Origin of the sequence: Rhodoferax bucti (genome assembly GCF_005876985.1) — a bacterium.
GTDB classification, from domain to species: Bacteria; Pseudomonadota; Gammaproteobacteria; order Burkholderiales; family Burkholderiaceae_C; genus Allorhodoferax; species Allorhodoferax bucti.
Map to the genome: position 1 here is coordinate 197,348 of NZ_VAHD01000002.1, position 17,340 is coordinate 214,687.

The 17,340-nt window shown below is 58.4% G+C and carries 18 protein-coding genes; 11 read left to right on the plus strand and 7 right to left on the minus strand.

Features of this window, described 5'->3' with window-relative positions; translation table 11 throughout:
- Window positions 1-16: 16 nt before the first annotated feature.
- Entirely contained in the window at window positions 17-637 is a 621-nt protein-coding gene (gene gmk, locus FDM28_RS07395; RefSeq protein WP_138514525.1) for a guanylate kinase, read from the minus strand.
- A 36-nt stretch (window positions 638-673) separates the two neighbouring features.
- On the minus strand, window positions 674-1,591 hold the full coding sequence (locus FDM28_RS07400; RefSeq protein ID WP_138514526.1) for a YicC/YloC family endoribonuclease: 918 nt from the start codon (window positions 1,589-1,591) through the stop codon (window positions 674-676).
- A gap of 79 nt (window positions 1,592-1,670) precedes the next feature.
- Between FDM28_RS07400 and FDM28_RS07405 the strand changes: the two genes are divergently transcribed.
- From FDM28_RS07405 to FDM28_RS07430, 6 genes are read left to right on the plus strand one after another with little or no spacing between them, the layout of a single operon-like run.
- Window positions 1,671-2,678: a serine/threonine protein kinase gene (locus FDM28_RS07405; protein WP_138514527.1), complete on the plus strand. Its 1,008-nt coding sequence runs from the start codon at window positions 1,671-1,673 to the stop codon at window positions 2,676-2,678.
- A complete protein-coding gene (locus FDM28_RS07410) occupies window positions 2,675-3,586 on the plus strand; it encodes a PP2C family protein-serine/threonine phosphatase (RefSeq protein ID WP_138514528.1) in 912 nt (303 codons plus the stop codon). Before FDM28_RS07405 ends, FDM28_RS07410 begins: the two co-directional genes overlap by 4 nt.
- Window positions 3,587-3,632: 46 nt before the next feature.
- Window positions 3,633-4,361, plus strand: a complete 729-nt coding sequence (gene rph / locus FDM28_RS07415; RefSeq protein WP_138514529.1) for a ribonuclease PH — start codon at window positions 3,633-3,635, stop codon at window positions 4,359-4,361.
- A gap of 44 nt (window positions 4,362-4,405) precedes the next feature.
- Window positions 4,406-5,011: an RdgB/HAM1 family non-canonical purine NTP pyrophosphatase gene (rdgB, locus tag FDM28_RS07420; RefSeq protein ID WP_138514530.1), complete on the plus strand. Its 606-nt coding sequence runs from the start codon at window positions 4,406-4,408 to the stop codon at window positions 5,009-5,011.
- 5 nt (window positions 5,012-5,016) lie between these two features.
- Window positions 5,017-6,321, plus strand: coding sequence for a radical SAM family heme chaperone HemW (hemW, locus tag FDM28_RS07425; RefSeq protein ID WP_138514531.1), 1,305 nt, complete (start codon window positions 5,017-5,019; stop codon window positions 6,319-6,321).
- 42 nt (window positions 6,322-6,363) lie between these two features.
- Window positions 6,364-7,050, plus strand: coding sequence for a CBS domain-containing protein (locus FDM28_RS07430; protein WP_138514532.1), 687 nt, complete (start codon window positions 6,364-6,366; stop codon window positions 7,048-7,050).
- Between the two features lie 15 nt (window positions 7,051-7,065).
- Here FDM28_RS07430 and FDM28_RS07435 read toward each other — a convergent pair whose 3' ends face one another.
- Window positions 7,066-8,304, minus strand: a complete 1,239-nt coding sequence (locus FDM28_RS07435; protein WP_138514533.1) for an MFS transporter — start codon at window positions 8,302-8,304, stop codon at window positions 7,066-7,068.
- 234 nt (window positions 8,305-8,538) lie between these two features.
- Between FDM28_RS07435 and FDM28_RS07440 the strand changes: the two genes are divergently transcribed.
- The 5 genes from FDM28_RS07440 to FDM28_RS07460 all read left to right on the plus strand — a co-directional run bounded on the left by FDM28_RS07440 (window position 8,539) and on the right by FDM28_RS07460 (window position 13,447).
- On the plus strand, window positions 8,539-9,768 hold the full coding sequence (locus tag FDM28_RS07440; RefSeq protein WP_138514534.1) for a tyrosine-type recombinase/integrase: 1,230 nt from the start codon (window positions 8,539-8,541) through the stop codon (window positions 9,766-9,768).
- A gap of 268 nt (window positions 9,769-10,036) precedes the next feature.
- Window positions 10,037-10,738, plus strand: coding sequence for a helix-turn-helix transcriptional regulator (locus FDM28_RS17915; RefSeq protein ID WP_240791940.1), 702 nt, complete (start codon window positions 10,037-10,039; stop codon window positions 10,736-10,738).
- A 67-nt stretch (window positions 10,739-10,805) separates the two neighbouring features.
- Window positions 10,806-11,783: a helix-turn-helix domain-containing protein gene (locus tag FDM28_RS07450; protein WP_138514535.1), complete on the plus strand. Its 978-nt coding sequence runs from the start codon at window positions 10,806-10,808 to the stop codon at window positions 11,781-11,783.
- Between the two features lie 250 nt (window positions 11,784-12,033).
- Window positions 12,034-13,134, plus strand: a complete 1,101-nt coding sequence (locus tag FDM28_RS07455; RefSeq protein ID WP_138514536.1) for a phage/plasmid replication protein, II/X family — start codon at window positions 12,034-12,036, stop codon at window positions 13,132-13,134.
- 85 nt (window positions 13,135-13,219) lie between these two features.
- A complete protein-coding gene (locus FDM28_RS07460; RefSeq protein WP_138514537.1) occupies window positions 13,220-13,447 on the plus strand; it encodes an AbrB/MazE/SpoVT family DNA-binding domain-containing protein in 228 nt (75 codons plus the stop codon).
- 459 nt (window positions 13,448-13,906) lie between these two features.
- On the opposite strand, the gene FDM28_RS07465 is transcribed toward FDM28_RS07460, so the two are convergent.
- The 4 genes from FDM28_RS07465 to FDM28_RS07480 all read right to left on the minus strand — a co-directional run bounded on the left by FDM28_RS07465 (window position 13,907) and on the right by FDM28_RS07480 (window position 16,900).
- Window positions 13,907-14,860, minus strand: coding sequence for a hypothetical protein (locus FDM28_RS07465; RefSeq protein WP_138514538.1), 954 nt, complete (start codon window positions 14,858-14,860; stop codon window positions 13,907-13,909).
- Window positions 14,861-15,102: 242 nt separating this feature from the next.
- Window positions 15,103-16,038, minus strand: coding sequence for a site-specific integrase (locus tag FDM28_RS07470; RefSeq protein ID WP_138514539.1), 936 nt, complete (start codon window positions 16,036-16,038; stop codon window positions 15,103-15,105).
- A gap of 122 nt (window positions 16,039-16,160) precedes the next feature.
- Entirely contained in the window at window positions 16,161-16,547 is a 387-nt protein-coding gene (locus FDM28_RS07475) for a hypothetical protein (RefSeq protein ID WP_138514540.1), read from the minus strand.
- Window positions 16,538-16,900 carry a hypothetical protein gene (locus FDM28_RS07480; protein ID WP_240791941.1) on the minus strand — a complete coding sequence of 121 codons (363 nt, stop codon included), beginning with the start codon at window positions 16,898-16,900 and terminating at the stop codon, window positions 16,538-16,540. The genes FDM28_RS07475 and FDM28_RS07480 overlap by 10 nt, the downstream gene beginning before the upstream one ends.
- Window positions 16,901-17,340: the final 440 nt, after the last annotated feature.

The following is a 17,340-nucleotide window of genomic DNA, read 5'->3' on the forward strand; positions in this document are numbered from 1 at the left end:
GAATTTCTCCGGAAAGCTAGAGGATGTTCAGCGCTTGGAATGTTTCGGCACGCGCACGGCGCTGGGCAGAAATCTTGAGTCGCTGGGAGTGGACTATGGCTTTCAGATCGAAAAGCGCACGGTCAAACAGTTCGTTGATTATAACGAAGTCGAATTTTCCGACCTGTGCGACCTCTAATTGCGCATTCTTCATGCGCATGTCGATGATCTCGGGTGAGTCTTCGCCACGTCGCTCTAGGCGGGAACGCAGCTCCTCCCAGCTGGGCGGCAGGATGAAGATGCAAATGGCATTGCTGAAGACATTTTTGATCTGCACGGCGCCCTGGAAGTCGATTTCCAGAATCACGTCCGCGCCCATAGCCATACGGTCTTCAATGGCTTTTTTGGAAGTTCCATAGCGGTTGGAGTGCACATGCGCCCACTCCACAAAGGCATCTGCCTCCACCATCGCATCGAATTCTTGCTGTGACACAAAGAAATACTCTCGGCCATGCTTTTCTTGCCCCCGTGGCGGGCGGGTCGTGTGGGAGACAGAGGGTTGCAGGCGGGAGTCCAACTCTAGCAGGGCCTTGCACAGGCTGGACTTGCCGGCCCCACTGGGGGCGGCAACGACAAAAAGATTTCCGGGGTAGTCCATGGACTGAGGCTCCGTGATGCGGTGTCTAAAGCCTTCTTATTCTATGTTCTGCACTTGTTCGCGCATTTGCTCGACCAAGACCTTCATGTCTACGGAAATGTGGGTCAGCTCCAGCGCCGCCGATTTGGAGCCCAAGGTATTGGCTTCCCGGTGCAACTCCTGGATCAGAAAATCCAGGCGTTTGCCGATTTCTCCGCCTTTTTTGATCAGACGCTCCAACTCGTCCAGGTGGGAGTTCAGGCGGGTGATTTCTTCGGCCACATCAATGCGGATGGCGAAGGCCGTGGCCTCCGTCAATGCACGGTCCTGCGCGGCTTCTGGCAGGGTGGCGCCTTCCGTCAAAGCCATGGCTTCTTTCCAGCGCTCCATGAAGCGCAGGCGTTGCTGCTCCACCAGCTTGGGTACCAGCGGGCCGGCCTGCTCTGCTAAGGCGCGCAACTGGGTGATGTGGCCCAGCAGCATGGTGGCAAGGCGGGCGCCTTCGCGCTGGCGGGCACTGAGCAGTTCTTTCAGCACTTTTTCTGCCAGTGGCATGACATCGGCGCTCCAGTCGCGGCTGGTGCCTTGCTCGGCGGCCGCCAGGCGGATCACGTCGGCCACGCTCAAGGGGTTAGCGGTGGGCAGCCAGGCGCGGATGCTGTCCTGGGTGGCGTTAAGTTTTTGCAGCAGCTTGGGCGTGGGTTCCGGAATGTTGGTGGCGCTGGTGCTTTCCACCGATGCGCGCACCTCCACCTTGCCCCGCTTGAGCTTGCCGCCTAGCAACTCGCGCAGGGCTGGTTCGAACTGGCGCAGGTCTTCCGGCAGGCGGAAGGTGAGGTCCAGAAAGCGGCTGTTGACGGAGCGCACTTCCAGACCGAGCTGGGTGACGGGTTGGGAGCGGGCTTCCCCTTCCGGGGCGTTGGAGGCTGTGCTGTGCTGTGCACTGGCATAACCGGTCATGCTGTAAACTGGCATCAAGGGCTTTCGCGGCGATGGAAACGGCCCCGAGAATAACCCGTTTCAAACGAACCTCACGAGCATTCCCACTGCCCCTATGTCAAAGGTCAAGCCAGCGCCTCTCCCCCCGGATACCATCATCGGTGGCTACCGCATCATCCGCAAAGTAGCGGCGGGGGGCTTCGGCTTGGTGTACTTGGCGCTGGACTCCGAAGGCCAGCAGGTGGCAGTGAAAGAGTATTTGCCTTCCTCCTTGGCCACGCGCGCTCCGGGTGAGCTTCTCCCGCAGGTGCAGACGGAGAAACTGTCGCTGTACCGCCTCGGGCTCAAGAGTTTTTTTGAAGAGGGGCGCTCGCTGGCGCAAATCTCCCACCCGTCCGTGGTGAGCGTGCTGAACTTCTTCCGCGAGAACGAAACTGTTTACATGGTGATGAACTACCTAGAAGGCGCTGCCTTGCAGGATTTCATCGTGACCGCCCGGGATTTGAAGAAGAGCAAGGTGTTCCGCGAATCCACGATTCGCTCGCTGTTTGACGAAATTTTGCGCGGCTTGCGCATCGTGCACCAGCACAAGATGCTGCACTTGGACATCAAGCCCGCCAACATCTTTATTACCGATGACAACCGCTCGGTGCTGATTGACTTTGGTGCGGCCCGTGAGGTGCTGAGCAAAGAAGGCAACTTCATCCGCCCCATGTACACACCGGGCTTTGCCGCGCCGGAGATGTACCGTCGCGATGCCTCCATGGGGCCTTGGACGGATATTTACGCCATCGGCGCTTGCATCTACGCCTGCATGCAGGGCTACCCGCCCAATGAAGCGCCGCAGCGGCTGGAAAAAGACCGCATCACCACCTCGCTGGCGCGCTTGCGCGGGGTGTATTCCGATAACTTGATTGAAGTGGTGGAGTGGTGCATGTCGCTGGACCCGCTCTCCCGGCCCCAATCGGTTTTTGCCTTGCAAAAAGAGCTCTCGCGCGAAGGCGAGCGCCGCTACACCAAGCTCACCGTCACCGAGAAGGTGCGCATGCAGTTTGACTCCATGGTGTCCGACACCAAAAAGACCGTGATGGGGGCCACACCTGCTGCGGCCAAGCCGAAATGAAGTTTTCTGTTTTTCAAATCAGCCGCAAAGGCGGGCGGGAAAAAAATGAAGACCGCATGGGCTACTGCTACACCAAAGCCTCGGGCCTGTTTTTGCTGGCCGATGGCATGGGCGGGCACCCCGAAGGGGAAGTGGCTTCGCAGATGACCTTGCAGGTCATTTCGGCGCTGTACCAAAAGGAAGCGACACCGGAGTTGCCGGATGTCCGTGAGTTTTTCAACAAAGCCGTGATGGCCGCGCACCGCCAGATTTTGCGTTACGCCGCTGAGCGCAACTTGCCGGATACGCCGCGCACTACCCTGGTCGCCGCCGTGGTGCAAGGCGGCGCGGTGCACTGGGTGCATTGCGGGGACTCCCGCTTGTATTTTGTGCGCCAGGGCGAGTTGCTGGCCCGCACCCGCGACCACTCTTATTCCGAGCAAAAGGAAATGGAGCGTCCGGGCGGCACGCCCGTGGGCTTTAACCGCAACGTGTTGTTCACCTGCTTGGGCTCTCCGATGCGCCCGGTGTTTGACATGACCGGCCCGGTGCCCTTGCACCAAGGCGACCGCCTGCTGCTGTGCTCTGACGGCTTGTGGGGCCCTTTGCAGGATTCAGACATCGTCTACCACCTCTCGCAAAAACCGGTGGGTGAGGCCGCGCCGGATCTGGTGGAGCAAGCCATGCTCAAGGGGGGCCCGCACTGCGACAACGTGACCGTGATCGCGATGGAGTGGGAGACGCCGGACAGCTTCGAGTCCACCAAGGGCACGATTTCCACCGACAGCATCAGCGAAGGCGTGTTTGCCTCTACCGTGCAAGCCGCGTGGGCCGATGCCGAGGTGGATGATCTGGATGACGAGGCCATAGAGCGCTCGATTGCCGAGATCAACGAAGCGATTCGCCGCTCGGCTGCCCGCAAAAACTAGCGCTGTGTTCGCCTCCGGCTACTGCCGGAATTTAGAGGAAGTCTCCATGACCGCATTTGTCCGCTCCGACGCCCGCGCCGCTGATGCACTGCGCCCGGTGCGCATCACCCGTCACTACACCATGCACGCCGAGGGCTCGGTGCTCATCGAGTTCGGCAACACCAAGGTACTCTGCACCGCGTCGGTGGAAGAAAAAGTGCCTCCGCACAAGCGAGGCAGTGGCGAAGGGTGGGTCACGGCCGAATACGGCATGCTGCCCCGCGCCACCCACAGCCGCAGCGACCGCGAGGCTGCCCGAGGCAAGCAGACCGGCCGCACCCAGGAGATCCAGCGGCTGATTGGCCGCTCGCTGCGCGCCGTGTTTGACCTGAAAAAACTGGGCGAGCGCACCATCCAGCTGGATTGCGATGTGATCCAGGCCGATGGCGGCACCCGCACGGCGGCGATCACCGGCGCCTTCGTGGCCGCACAAGACGCAGTCAATGGCTTGCTGGCTGCTGGCAAGATCACTGAGACGCCCATCACTGCCGCCGTGGCGGCCATCAGCGTAGGCATTGTGGATGGCACGCCCTTGCTGGACCTGGAATACACCGAAGATTCGGCCTGCGATACCGACATGAATGTGGTGATGACCGGCGCCGGCCACTTTGTGGAAGTGCAAGGCACGGCTGAAGGCGTGGCCTTTACCCGCGCTGAGATGGACCAACTGCTGACGCTGGCTGAAAAAGGCGTGGGTGAACTCATGCAGTTGCAGCAACAGGTGCTATCAAAATAATAGCTGCTCGCGCATATTCTGCGAGCGCTAGAGGCTTATTTCTTATGAAGATTGTTCTTGCATCCAATAACCAGGGCAAGCTCGCTGAGCTCAATGCCATGTTTGCCCCGCTGGGCTGTGAGTTGGTGCGCCAGGGCGACCTGGGCGTGCCCGAGTCGCCCGAGCCGTTTCGCACTTTTATTGAAAACGCGCTGGCCAAGGCGCGCAACGCAGCACAGCACACCGGCTTGCCCGCGCTGGCCGATGACGCCGGTTTGTGTGTGGACGCCTTTGGCGGCTTGCCAGGCGTGGATACGGCCTACTACGCCACCCAGTTTGGTTACGCCAAAGGGGATGACAACAACGTCAAAGCCCTGCTGGAACAAATGAAGGACGTGAGCAACCGCCGCGCCGCGCTGGTGAGCACCCTGGTGGCGGTGCGCAGTGTGGACGACCCCGAGCCGCTGATAGCGGTCGGCCGTGTGGTCGGGCAGATTGCGCCTGAGCCGGTAGGCAGCAACGGCTTCGGCTTCGACCCGGTGATGTGGATCCCCGAGTTCGGCCAGACCTTTGCCCAGCTGCCAGTGGAAGTCAAAAATGCCCATAGCCACCGCGGCCGAGCCGCCGCGACCATGGCTGCTTTGATCCGATCCAACTGGATGGGAGCCTGAGGCGCATGATCCCGATCACGCCCGTTGCTGAGGGTGCTGCCGCAGTACAGCGCGACATCCAGCACTACATGCGCCCGGGCAGCCTGCAGTTCAGTGCGCTGCCGCCTTTGTCCTTGTATGTGCACCTGCCGTGGTGCATCAAAAAGTGCCCTTACTGCGACTTCAACTCGCATGAATTTGCCCCCAAGACGCCATTGGCGTCGGCCCCCCACGGGGGCGCTTCCGGCTTGTGGCGGCCCGGCGCCGGGCAGCTGGACGGCGTACAAGAGCAGCGTTACATAGCCGCTGTCATCGCCGACCTGGAGGCCGCTCTGCCCCTGATCTGGGGACGCAACATCCACAGCATCTTCATCGGCGGCGGCACGCCCAGCCTGTTTTCGCCCGAGGCGATTGACCGCTTGTTGGGCGACATTCGTGCCCGCCTGCGGCTGGAGGCGGACTGCGAAATCACCATGGAGGCCAACCCAGGCACTTTTGAGAAAGACCGGTTCAAGGCTTTTCGGGGCGCTGGCGTGACGCGGCTGTCCATCGGGGTGCAGAGCTTTAACGACGCCCACCTGAAAGCCCTAGGCCGGGTGCATGACCGCGCGCAGGCGCTGGCGGCGGTGGAGGAGGCGGCTGCTTCGTTCGACACCTTCAATCTCGACATCATGTACGCCCTGCCGGGGCAGACGCAGGCGCAGCTGGATGAAGACTTGGCCACCGCGCTGCAGTTCCAGCCCCCGCACATCTCGATTTACCACCTGACCATCGAGCCCAACACCTACTTCGCTAAGTTTCCGCCGCAGATACCGGAAGACGACACGGCCTACGCCATGTTGGATCGCATTTCCGAGGCCACCGCGGCGGCCGGGATGGACCGGTACGAGGTGTCGGCCTATGCACGCCAAGGCCACCGTTGTTTTCACAACGTCAACTACTGGCAGTTTGGCGACTATCTGGGCATAGGTGCCGGCGCGCACAGCAAGCTCAGCTTTGCGCACCGGGTGGTGCGGCAGGTGCGCTTCCGTGATCCGGCTCGCTACATGGAGCAGGCGCTGGCCGGCCATGCCGTGGCGCAGGATGACGAAGTGGCCCGTGCTGATTTGCCGTTTGAGTACATGCTCAACGCCTTGCGCTTGCGCAATGGCTTCGGGCTGCGCGACTTCACTGAGCGCACCGGGCTGGCGATTACCGCCATCCAAAAGGGGCTGGAAGAAGCCGAGCGCAAAGGCTTGATTGAGCGGGACTTTGCCCGCGTGCGCCCGACCATCAAAGGCTTCGACTTTTTGAGTGACTTGCAGGAAATTTTCCTGTCCAATCCGGACTGAAGGGGTTGCGCCGCGGCCCGCCCGGCCATGCAGGGGGACTTGATGTTTTCGGTTTACGGCAAAGCAGGTCAGATATTCCGGGGCTCTCTGGAGGAGCTGGGCAAAGTGGCCGGCATACGCCGGACTGCGCGCAGTCGCCGTATCGAAGCGCTGGGCTTGGATGCGCAGGACCACAGCCCGCTGCGTTTTACTGATGTGCTGAGCGCCCCCTCGTTGGAGGCCCCCGCCACCGACATCGCACACCGGGCCGCCCTGGCGGCCTACGGCGAGGTCCGTAAACCTGCGCAGACCCGCCAACCCCTGACCCATGTGGCCGACATCATGAGCCACGATGTGGTCACGGTGTCCGACTCCGCCACGATTGAAGATGCCTGGGCACAGCTCCATGCGCATGGCATTGCGCAAGCACCCGTAGTGTCTGCAGAGGGTGTTTTGGTGGGGCTACTCACCCGGGCAGAGTTGACCCGCGCCGAGCACTTGCCCCGCGCCGATGCCCATGCGCTGGTGTGGCGGGCTTTTCTGGCCCAGAGCGTGCAGGAGGTGATGTGGACGCCGGTACCCAGTGTGGCTGCTGACACGGATATCCGCCGGCTTGCGCGCGTGCTGTTGGATACCGGTTTGCCCGGGTTGTCGGTGGTGGACGAGGCGGGCACGGTGCGCGGTTTTGTGTCCCGCTCCGACATTTTGCGCGCCGTGGTGGCTGATCCGCCGCTGGACCTGTGGACTTGAGCGCGCTGTTGGCGCTTACCGTTTGCCTTGGTGCTCCATGTGATCGCGGTGGGCCAAAGCCGGGAAAAGCTTGAACCACAGGCCTGCCACCAGCATGGTGCCGATGCCGCCTACCACCACGGAGCCTACCGGGCCCCACATCGCCGCCGTGGCGCCGGACTCGAATTCGCCCAACTGATTCGAGGCTCCGATGAAGATGGAGTTGACAGCGGCGACGCGCCCGCGCATCTCGTCAGGTGTTTCCAGCTGCACCAAGGTATTGCGGGTGACCACGCTGATGCAATCCGCTGCGCCGGTTACGGTGAGGGCAAACATGGACAGCCAGAAGGATTCGGATATGCCGAACAGCACCGTGGCCAGCCCGAATACCGCCACGGCGCTCAGCAGGCGCTTGCCCACATGCCGGCGCAAGGGCCAGCGGGTGATGACCAGTGACATGGTGAGCGCGCCCACCGCAGGCGCCGCCCGCAAAAAGCCCAGGCCGGTGGGCCCGGTGTGCAGGATGTCGCGCGCATAAATCGGCAGCAAGGCGGTGGCGCCGCCCAGCAGCACCGCAAACAAGTCCAGCGAGCTGGCGCCCAGCAGCAGCTTGCGCTCCCACACAAAACGCACGCCGGCAAACAGGCTGGACCACGTGGCGGCCAAGTGAGAAGGTTTGTGGCGGTAGTGCACCGCCAGAATCAGCCCGGTGGCCAGCAGCATCAACACGGCGCAGCAGATATACACATGGGTGGCGCCGCTGGCATAGAGCAAGCCGCCCAGCGCAGGGCCGCTGATGACGGCGATTTCCATGCCGGTGGAGCTGAGTGCCACGGCACGGCCCAGCAAATTGGTGGGTACGAGTAGCGGCACCAGTGCCTGCTGGGCGGGCATTTGGAAGGCGCGCGCCACCCCCAGCACCACCGAGATGAGCAAAATCAGCTCGCGCGACGCAAACTGCCCCAGGGTGGCGCTCAAGAGTGTGAGCGCCACGCCCGCCTGCAAAGCCATGCAGGCGGCAAAAATGCGGCCCCGGTGCAGGCGGTCGGCTACATGCCCTGCGGGCAGCGTCATCACCAAGGCGGGCACAAATTGGAACAGCCCCACCAGCCCGAGGTCCCACGCGCTGGAGGTCAGGTCGTACATGTGCCAGGCCACCGCCACCATGAGCATCTGGTTGCCCATGATGCCGGCAATGCGGGCGAACCAGTAGCGGACGAAGGCTTGGTGCTTGAACAGCGCCGAGAGTGGGGGGAGGGAAGCGTCGGTGGTCATGGTGCGGCGGTGTGACGCCTGAGCACTGCGCCAAAGAGGTGTTTGGCGGAAGCTGTGACAGTGCAAGTAGCTTCCGTGATTCTCCGCGAGTGTACTGCAACCCATGAGATTCAACGGGTTACGTGCATTTTGAGTCCGCCATTCACCGCGACTATCCGGTAGAAATCGCACGACTTTGATATGTGGCTTGATAGTTGGGGTTCAGTCGAACAAAACTTCACCCAAAATACCTCTATGGCGATCCACAAACTTACCGACCTAAAGGTCAAAGCAAAAATCCGGGAGATACAAGACCTCGCATTCAGCACCCCAAAGAATGCGTTGGTCGGCGATGGTCAAGGGCTATACCTGAGCATCGCCAAGAACGGAACGGCCAGTTGGCTGTTCCGTTACATGGATCACGGCAAGGCCAAGTCCGTTGGCCTGGGGGCGTACCCCGGCACATCGCTGCAAAAGGCCCGTGAAAAGACACAAACTCTGCGAGATGCCAGAGCTGGGGGTGTTGATCCCATGGCTGCCAAGAGGGAGGCAATGCGGGAACAAAAGCTGCAACAAGCCAAGTCCAAGACGTTTCAAACCTGTGCCGAAGAGTTCATTGCGCTGTCGCGGTCATCTTGGAAGAATGCCAAGCACGCACAGCAATGGGAAAACACCCTGTCCCAGTATGCATATCCGTTTATTGGTCAATTGCCTGTCGGTGCAGTGCATGCAGCAGATGTAGTTCGAGTCCTCAAACCAATCTGGGTAAATAAGACAGAAACGGCCATGCGCTTGCGTGGGCGCATTGAATCAGTGATCGACTGGGCAACCGTGCATGGCCTGCGTGAGGGCGATAACCCTGCGCGGCTCAAAGGGCATCTTGAGCACATGCTTCCCAAGTTGCGGGACGCTGAACGTCACCAACACCATCCCGCCTTGCCATATGAGGAACTGCCAGCCTTCATCGTTGGATTGAATGAGCAGAGCGGTATGGCCCGCTATGCGCTCGAATTTTTGATCCTCTGTGCATCGCGTACTGGTGAAGTGATTGATGCCACCTGGGATGAATTCGACTTGCCCAAAGGCCTATGGGTCATTGGCAAGGAGCGAATGAAGGCGGGTATCGAGCACCGTGTCCCCCTGGGCAAGCGGGCGCTAGAAATCTTGACTTTGGTGCGTCCGTTTTCAGGAAAGAAATACGTCTTCGCAGGAAGGAAGAAGGACTCCCCACTTTCCAATATGGCAATGTCTATGCTCTTGCGGCGAATGGGCTACACGGACATCACGGTTCACGGGATGCGTTCGACCTTCCGAAACTGGGCGGGGGAGCAAACTACCTTTCCGTTCGAGGTCTGCGAGCAGGCACTGGCGCATCGGCTGCCAGATGCGGTCGCGGCGGCGTACTTGCGCACTGATTTCTACGATAGACGGGTCAGCCTCATCGCGGACTGGGAGAAATTTTGCATGTCCAAATGCCCGGCTTAGACGCGCCAGCACCCCCCGCATTTGCGTTGAAATGCCAACCGAATTTGACAAGTCAGGTGTACTGAGCACAGAATACGCCTGTGATTGCGTCATTTTGTGACCGTCACTCCTCGTCACTGCATCCCTTGACGAGGCGTCCCGCAGCTTTCAAAGCTGAGGCATGGCTTGACTCCACAGCAGTAGTGGACTTGTCCGAATGACGCCAACTATCCCTTAACCGGGCTGGTTGGCGTTTGCCTTTCCAGCCCTCGAACCAACGAGACTGGAAATGGACATCAATTCTGACTTCCCCACAAAAGCACCTACGCGCTGGACGAAAGCACTTTTGCGCAGGCCGACGGCATCTATGCGCAGTACGAAAGTACCTATGCGCAAGACGAAGCGCCCACCCGACCACCTCGTCTATAAAGTACCCAAAGTCTGTGCGACCTCCGTCGCAAGCACTTTGGCAGCAATGCCGAAAGACAGCCTTGTCTTCGTCAGCGCCACCTTCGCCAAGCACTTCAAACCCGCCCCAAAAGACGGCCACACCTATGTGGTGCAAGACCCTGATCGTTTGTGGATTCACCACATGACGCAGCCCAGCGGTAAGCATGTTCTCATGGACAAAAAACAACCGCCGCACTGCCCAGGATACTCCGGCAAAGTCGAAGTACGCACGAAGTATCTCAACGGCGCACCGAAGAAGAAAGCGCCGCGCCACTCCACAAAGCTGACCATTGGCGTGCCTGTCGAGCGTGCATCAGACGATCCACCCGTCATTCAGTTAATCGACATTGAGCGTGTGATGTCTATCGTGGGCTTTCAGAAGTCCTTCATCTACGCTCAGCCCGACTTCCCGGAGCCGGTCAGATTGGGGTCGTCTCGCCGTGCCGCTGTGCGCTGGGTCGCCAGTGAAGTGGAGTTGTGGGTGCAAAAACTCATGGCTAAACGCAGCACCGCCGCCCCTACAACCGCTAACACTATTTGAAAGACTCTGCATCATGGCATCCCTTCAAGACGAATTCAACAACATCCGCCACTTCCAACTGCGCAGTTTGGACGAACTGGCACAAGGCGCTCAGCATTTGTCGCCTCCGCTGATGCAAGGGCTGATTGCCGCAGGCGAACTAACAGTTTTTCGCGCCGATCCCAACGTAGACACCAGCCCTTTCATGTACCTTTTGGCACGCAGTCTGGCCACCAATAGCGACATTGGCCCATTTGCAACTGATGGCGCAGTGGATGTCACTCTGCTTGTCAGTAGTGGTCACGCGAAAGAGGATGCGGCATTCATCAACATCTTGCAGCAACATGACCGCGACTGGGCGGCTGCTGACACGCAAAAACGCCTTGCCGTCTACCACCGTCACCATGAAAAAGACCACGCCGCATATCTGGACACTGCCGAGGGCCGCGATGCCCTGCGTGAATCGCTGCTTTCTCGCCCTCGCACCAAGGTTGTCATCTTGGACGATATTGCCAAGTGGCTGAGCCCAAGCAGCGCACGCCGAGACGATGAAATTCGCTTGGAAACAGTGATTCACGACCTCGCCCAGCGCGGCATCGCACTTGTTGTCTTTGACCGGGCCACCAAAGCGGGGGATCGTTTCTGCGAACAGTATCTTGCCCACGCCAGCAACTTGATTCGGCTGACACGGGATGATTGTGCCCCGGTCGAGATTGGCGGCGGCTTCAATATCTGCCGCAAGACTTTGGGCCTGCACGACAAACTGCCTGCAACGATTCAATGGTGGTGGGCAGTCATTGACGGAGAGTTCAAGACGGGCTGGGAATGGCGTGACCCTGCGTCTGAGCTTTCGGCCAAGGAGATTGCCATTGCTGAGCGCGAGATTCTGGTGCGTCAGTACGCAGCGGCTGGCTTGAAACAAAAGGATATTGCCAAGGCACTCGGTATCAAACAGTGGACTGTTTCACGCGACTTGGCCAAGCCGTCCAGGGGCCTGACTGCTACGCGCCAAGGTAAACACAGCGTGGCTACCGAACTGCTGGACATCGGCGACGGCCTGCATTAAAGCAACCCCGATATGCAGGCCATGCGCGTTGATGCATGGCCTGCATGCATGCATAAATGCATAAAACGGCCCAGATCACTGCGAATTTGGCGGGGTTCTTTGCAACACCTCTCACACAACGAACCCGGCGAACGCCATTGACCGGATGCCAGTATTTTTTGCTTACCGTTGCCAAAAGCTATACCAAATCACATTGGTACGCAATTTGTACACACCATTAACCACGAGAGCTGTCTAGGCTCTATTCACCATGTTTAAGACTACCCCCATCAACACTGCTGTCAATGCCGTCACACAGCTGCAAGCCCCCAATATCCACATTGACCGATTTCGCGTGACCGGGCCATGCACGCACAAAGTCCTGGGCAATGGCATATGGAAACTCACCGACAAAGACACGGGAGAGATACGCAGTGCCGCGAACGCGGTCAACGGCACCTTGGGCCATGATGCTTGCAACTACTACGTGCGCTCTCGCAGGGTTCAGCCTGGGGGCACGGCTGAGCAGTTGGAGATTCACGTATGCCCGCCGCAAATCCTGCAAAAACACAACGTCTTTGGGCATGGCAATCTTGTGGACTACGTTTGCCGCATCTTCGATTTGCTTACCGCCAAGCTGGGGATAGAGGTCGATCCTCGCCAGCGCCAACAGTGGTATGACGGGCTGTTTTGGCTCACCGAGGTGCATCTAACGGCCAACTTTGCGTGTCCACACTCTGCCGTGCTGGCCATCATCACGGCTATCGACCAGAACACCCCTCGCGGCAAGCACAAGGACAGTGACACCGACATCAGCCTTGGGTTTACCAAGAAGCGCCGCTCTAAGTACCGCGTTCTAACGGTGTACGACAAGTATCTGAAACTGCTGGAAGACTGGCCTAATCCTGGCCCGCTGCAAGCCAAGATTATTGAGGCGTTCCGTGACTCGATCCGGGTGGAACTCAAGCTGTATTCACAAGGGCTCAAGTATTTGAAGCTGCAATCCGGCGTGGGCTGGCGCAATGTAGACATCGCAGCCGTGTACTTCAACAGCATCAAGTCCTTTGGCATTCGCTCTGCCATCCAGCAATTGCTGACCGAGGACGAATTGGGCATGCTGGATTTCAACGAACGCAAGGTCTATACGGCTTGGTTGAAGGGCACTGCCGTTCGAGACCAGTTCAAGAGCCGCAGCACCGCCAATGAGTACATCAACGCGATCTCGCGCAAGACGGGTATCGAAGTTGGAGGCGACCGCCGCCCCGAAGCCCTACCCAAAATCAAGCTGTCAGAAGTCTTTAGCCCCGCCAACGTGCTGCCCGTGCCGGACTGGGCGCATGGCACGCACTGCTACGTGCCACCCCTGCAATAAATAGTGCCCGCTGCCATTGATTGAGCCAATGGCAGCACCCACGCAATTTGACGGTATTCATTGGCTATGCAAGGAGAAATTCACCATGAGTACCCGTCTAAACCGCTGGGGCCACTCGGTTGGCCTGAGATTACCTGCTGCTGTTTTGGCTGCGTCCGGCCTTTCGGTAGGCAGATCGGTGTCTATTCGTGTGCTGGACAATGGTGATGTCCGGGTACGCCCCATTGGCAAAATCGAGCCTGCCGAATCGGGTGACACGGACACTGCGACTGCCAAGCCTACCGAGTCCGAATCGGAGTTGGCACAATGGTAGGCCTGCTGCTGGAGTTGACCGCACCGTCTGCTCGACCGTGGATCATAGGGCAGCCCGCCAAAGTTGCCGTTCGAGACACGGGGCACTTGCTACTAAGGGTCTGGTTGCTGACGGCCTGTGCGTTATGCAGATGATGCCAAGTGGCTGCCTGTCAGCATACTTTTTAACCTGTGTAAGCGAAGCACCCCGATGTCAAATGGCTTTCCGCGAAAATCAACATCAGGGAGCCATTCAGTCACTTCGTAAGAAATAGATGGCTACATATCCGCTCTAGTCGTCATCGTCATCGTTTTGGTCGTTCGCATCCTGCGTGGCTTGGCATGACCAACATAAATCGCCGTTGACAACAGAATAATAAATGCCATCGTCAGGTTCAGGATCTAAGGAAAGAGTGCAGTAACAGGATGCACATTGATAGTGATAAGCTGGCATGGTGAGTTCCTTTGACGACAACTGGTTTCATTCGTCATAGATGCCGGAGAATTCGCAAAAATCCTCCTCTGGATAAGGCTCATGCTTGTTATATCTGCGGGCAATGGCCTCCATGTCGGCCACTGTTAATCCGCTCTTGGCGTTGAGGGCCTGCACTTGCAGCACAGCTTCGTCTCTATCAAATCCAAAATCAGATGATGTCAATTCACCTTGGCCGTTGCATTCCTGAACCCTGACTGGGACGAATGATCCATCTGGGCCGTTAGGCAGTAGAGAAATGTATAGACAAGTTCTTTTGGGTAGAACTGCGCCTGTCACGTTTTTGAGAAAGTGATCGGTTAGTGAGTCTGGCCCCTGCGGGGTGGTGCCAGAAACCGCACCTGGCGATTCGTCGGAGTCGAAGCGAAATGAATGGCAACTGAATTTGCGCTCTCGCTTTGGCAAATGCTCCGCCATCGTGTAACTTTCACTTAGCCACCAGATCAGCATAGTGACATCTTTGTCGGCAGATGTCGCAACGATTGGTGATGCAGCATTCCTGTGGAACGGCATCTGCTGGCGCACCGTAGCAGCCGTGACTATCTGAAATTCAGACTGCCGCCAATCGGATTGGGAGTACTTTAATTTGACCCCGCGGATCGTTGCGCCATGGTGATCCATGACAGACTTGGCTAAATTTTCGGCAATCTCGTGCCGACTGGATTCGTTGTTGCGGTGCCAAGAAAAATGATTGGTGGCTTCCTTGCCATCAATCAACACCCGCGCAAAACCGAAGAAAGCCCCGGACCATTCGCCCCATTCGGTTTTAGGAACATCTGGCGCAATCGCACTCAATGCGTTCCAGTCGCGGAATCCTGATGAGCGAGAAATGGCATCCAGCCACTGACCTAACTTGGGCGAATCAAAAGTTGGGGGGAGGTGCAAACATGACGCCTTGATGTAGGCGGCAATTTGCTTAACTTCAAAAGATGAGAGAGACATACCTTACTCCGCGCGTGAACACACGATAGAACAGGTCCTCCCGTTTCCGTTCTGTGCTCACTTGTGAAGCAAAGTGGAAGAAAAATTTGAAGGGATTCACCTTGCCCGAAGTCGGGCGGGAGGGGCTGGCTCCCTAAGCCAACAATCATTCTAGTCCATCCCAGCAGCAAACTGAATCAAGTCCTGAATGGAAGGCTGACCAACAAAAGCACCGGATCATCCCTAATGCTTTTTGAAAACGATCAAAGCAACGACTTTGTGCGGCGTTGATCCACCACCCGCAAGTACCGCTGAAGGCTTTGCAAGCCGCGATGCTTCGTAACCTGTGCAATGTCCGCCAAGGGCATTTGTGCAGCGGCGGCGGAAGTTACGAAGCCCGCCCGGGCCGAATGTGAACTGTACTTACTAGCGTCGCGGCCCGACAACATGATGGCGTGCTTGACGATACGGCAGACTGAATCAGCGTGCAGTTTGGTCGCCCCAACCTGATCGTGCTTGTTCACGCTACGGAAAAGGTAGCCTGACTCAATGCCTGCCAATTCGCGCCACTTGGCAATGGCCTTCACCGGGCATTTGTCGCCCAACGCATACGGAATACTGACCACCAACCCCTTACCCGCCTGATCGGTCTTACTTCGCCGCAAGAGCAGATCAATGCCGTACTCGTGCGCTGTGATGTCCTCGACGAGAATATCAATGGCGGAGCCTCTGCGCAGTGCCCCACTGAACATGGTCAGCAGCAAGGCTGTATCTCTGGCTGCACGCATGGGCTTCTGTCGATCCACCGCCACCAGAACGGCCAGTAAATCATCCCGTACCAAAGGCGCGACCATGCGCTGTGCCAAGCCCACTGTACGGCCAATTCCGGCAAATACCCGTTTGACCTGAGGGTCGGTGATGGGCGATGGGTGCCCGTTTTCTTGATGCCACAGTCCAACGGACAGCATGCGCCGCTGTATCGTGGCTGGGGCCAACTGGCTGGCGACTTTGGTCAACCACGCTACCAAAACCGCCGGAGTTGCTGGCAGCGTTCCACCTTGTTGAATGAAGTAACGAACATCTTTTGCATTCTCACGCCGGGTCGAAGCGGCGCGGGCTGCGCGTGCAAAGTCGTCAGCGGTCATGTCCGCTAGTTCCTTGGTGGCTGGAGCAGCATTTTGGTGGATGGTTTTCTGCATGGTTTTACTCACAAATTTGGTCGCTTTTGACGCCGACACATATGTGATGTGCCGACGTTAAGCGCATAAACGAAAGCCGCGACGGTGCGCGGCTGGTGGGGATGTTGCGATGGCGTTCTGTGTCAGAACCTGACCATCGGAGCCTTCTTGGGCTGGGGTGGCGAATGGTCGGCGGTGTAATGCCTGCATGCGTGGACGAGGCTGAGCAAAGCGGCTGCGGCATCTGAGCTGTCCGCTATATGCCAGCCAAGAGCTTCAATCATGTAGCCTGAGATTTCACTACCTACCTCGGGCGAGGCGTGCGCCAGGATCGTGCCCACGGCGGACAGACCCAAGTTGATGGTGCTCATCACCGTTTCGGCCTTGTCGGCCAGCTCAAGCAGTAAATCTGCGTCGGCAGCTTCATCGTCAATGCGGTGATCCGGGGTGATCGGCAACAGTGGCTGTTGCAGCAGCAGTTCTCGCATTGGCCGCGTGGAGACGGGTTCCTCGCCCATGGCTAATAGCATGCCGGGGTCAAAACCGTGGTGTAGCTTCGATCCCATTCTGTGATGATCCAAATCTTGACGGGCTGGTCGGCAGTGCCGATATTGAATGCACTCAGGACGCGTTCGCCACTGAATGCCGCCCGCCAGTTGGCATTGCGGTCGTTGGTGCACAGCTCGTCCTGCCAGTCGCCAGTCTGGTGCCGAGTTAACAGATGCGGAATAGATGCGCCGTGTTTTTGGATCACTGCCAATGCGGCAGGGGTGGCAACCACATTGCCCAGCGAGAACAACGCTGGCGGTTCATCGCAAATCTGGTCAGGGCGTAGGTGCTCAAGCGTGGTGCCTGGCATTGGGGGAAGAGGTTCGGTCTTCATGGCTGTTTTCCCAGTTGAGGTTCAGCCGCATGAGCGCGAAGCCAGAAACGACAAAGGGCTACGACGTATGCCGCAGCCCTTTGGTTTGGATGTATTGAGTTTACCCGCAGCTCACGCGGCACGGCCTACCGCCGCCAACATGGCCAGCAGCGCCGATGGCATCACTTTAGCTATCGGTCGCATTGGCTGTCCAGCTTGGTGAAACTTTGGCTAGGATGACGTTCTTGCTCAGTCGGCGCTACCAACTGCCAGTCTTCTGCAGCTTAGAGAATTCCGGCAACGGTTAACTGTTGCGGAAACATCGAAGGGTTCGTGCTGTCCGAAGTAAGTGCCACGCATCACATCTGCCCATAGGTTTTTCCAGGCAGGGTGGGGTCGAAAGTTTTTAAATAAAGCTTGACACCAAAGTTGAAGAATAGGGTATATTCTGACCGTTGGCG

Coding starts and splice junctions, on each gene's coding strand:
- FDM28_RS07465 (WP_138514538.1), bottom strand. CDS start 14,860: ATGTCTCTCTCATCTTTTGAAGTTAAGCAAATTGCCGCCTACATCAAG.
- FDM28_RS17915 (WP_240791940.1), top strand. CDS start 10,037: ATGGACATCAATTCTGACTTCCCCACAAAAGCACCTACGCGCTGGACG.
- FDM28_RS07470 (WP_138514539.1), bottom strand. CDS start 16,038: ATGCAGAAAACCATCCACCAAAATGCTGCTCCAGCCACCAAGGAACTA.
- hemW (WP_138514531.1), top strand. CDS start 5,017: ATGATCCCGATCACGCCCGTTGCTGAGGGTGCTGCCGCAGTACAGCGC.
- FDM28_RS07440 (WP_138514534.1), top strand. CDS start 8,539: ATGGCGATCCACAAACTTACCGACCTAAAGGTCAAAGCAAAAATCCGG.
- gmk (WP_138514525.1), bottom strand. CDS start 637: ATGGACTACCCCGGAAATCTTTTTGTCGTTGCCGCCCCCAGTGGGGCC.
- FDM28_RS07410 (WP_138514528.1), top strand. CDS start 2,675: ATGAAGTTTTCTGTTTTTCAAATCAGCCGCAAAGGCGGGCGGGAAAAA.
- FDM28_RS07480 (WP_240791941.1), bottom strand. CDS start 16,900: ATGAAGACCGAACCTCTTCCCCCAATGCCAGGCACCACGCTTGAGCAC.
- FDM28_RS07455 (WP_138514536.1), top strand. CDS start 12,034: ATGTTTAAGACTACCCCCATCAACACTGCTGTCAATGCCGTCACACAG.
- FDM28_RS07400 (WP_138514526.1), bottom strand. CDS start 1,591: ATGCCAGTTTACAGCATGACCGGTTATGCCAGTGCACAGCACAGCACA.
- rdgB (WP_138514530.1), top strand. CDS start 4,406: ATGAAGATTGTTCTTGCATCCAATAACCAGGGCAAGCTCGCTGAGCTC.
- FDM28_RS07460 (WP_138514537.1), top strand. CDS start 13,220: ATGAGTACCCGTCTAAACCGCTGGGGCCACTCGGTTGGCCTGAGATTA.
- FDM28_RS07430 (WP_138514532.1), top strand. CDS start 6,364: ATGTTTTCGGTTTACGGCAAAGCAGGTCAGATATTCCGGGGCTCTCTG.
- rph (WP_138514529.1), top strand. CDS start 3,633: ATGACCGCATTTGTCCGCTCCGACGCCCGCGCCGCTGATGCACTGCGC.
- FDM28_RS07405 (WP_138514527.1), top strand. CDS start 1,671: ATGTCAAAGGTCAAGCCAGCGCCTCTCCCCCCGGATACCATCATCGGT.
- FDM28_RS07475 (WP_138514540.1), bottom strand. CDS start 16,547: ATGCTATTAGCCATGGGCGAGGAACCCGTCTCCACGCGGCCAATGCGA.
- FDM28_RS07435 (WP_138514533.1), bottom strand. CDS start 8,304: ATGACCACCGACGCTTCCCTCCCCCCACTCTCGGCGCTGTTCAAGCAC.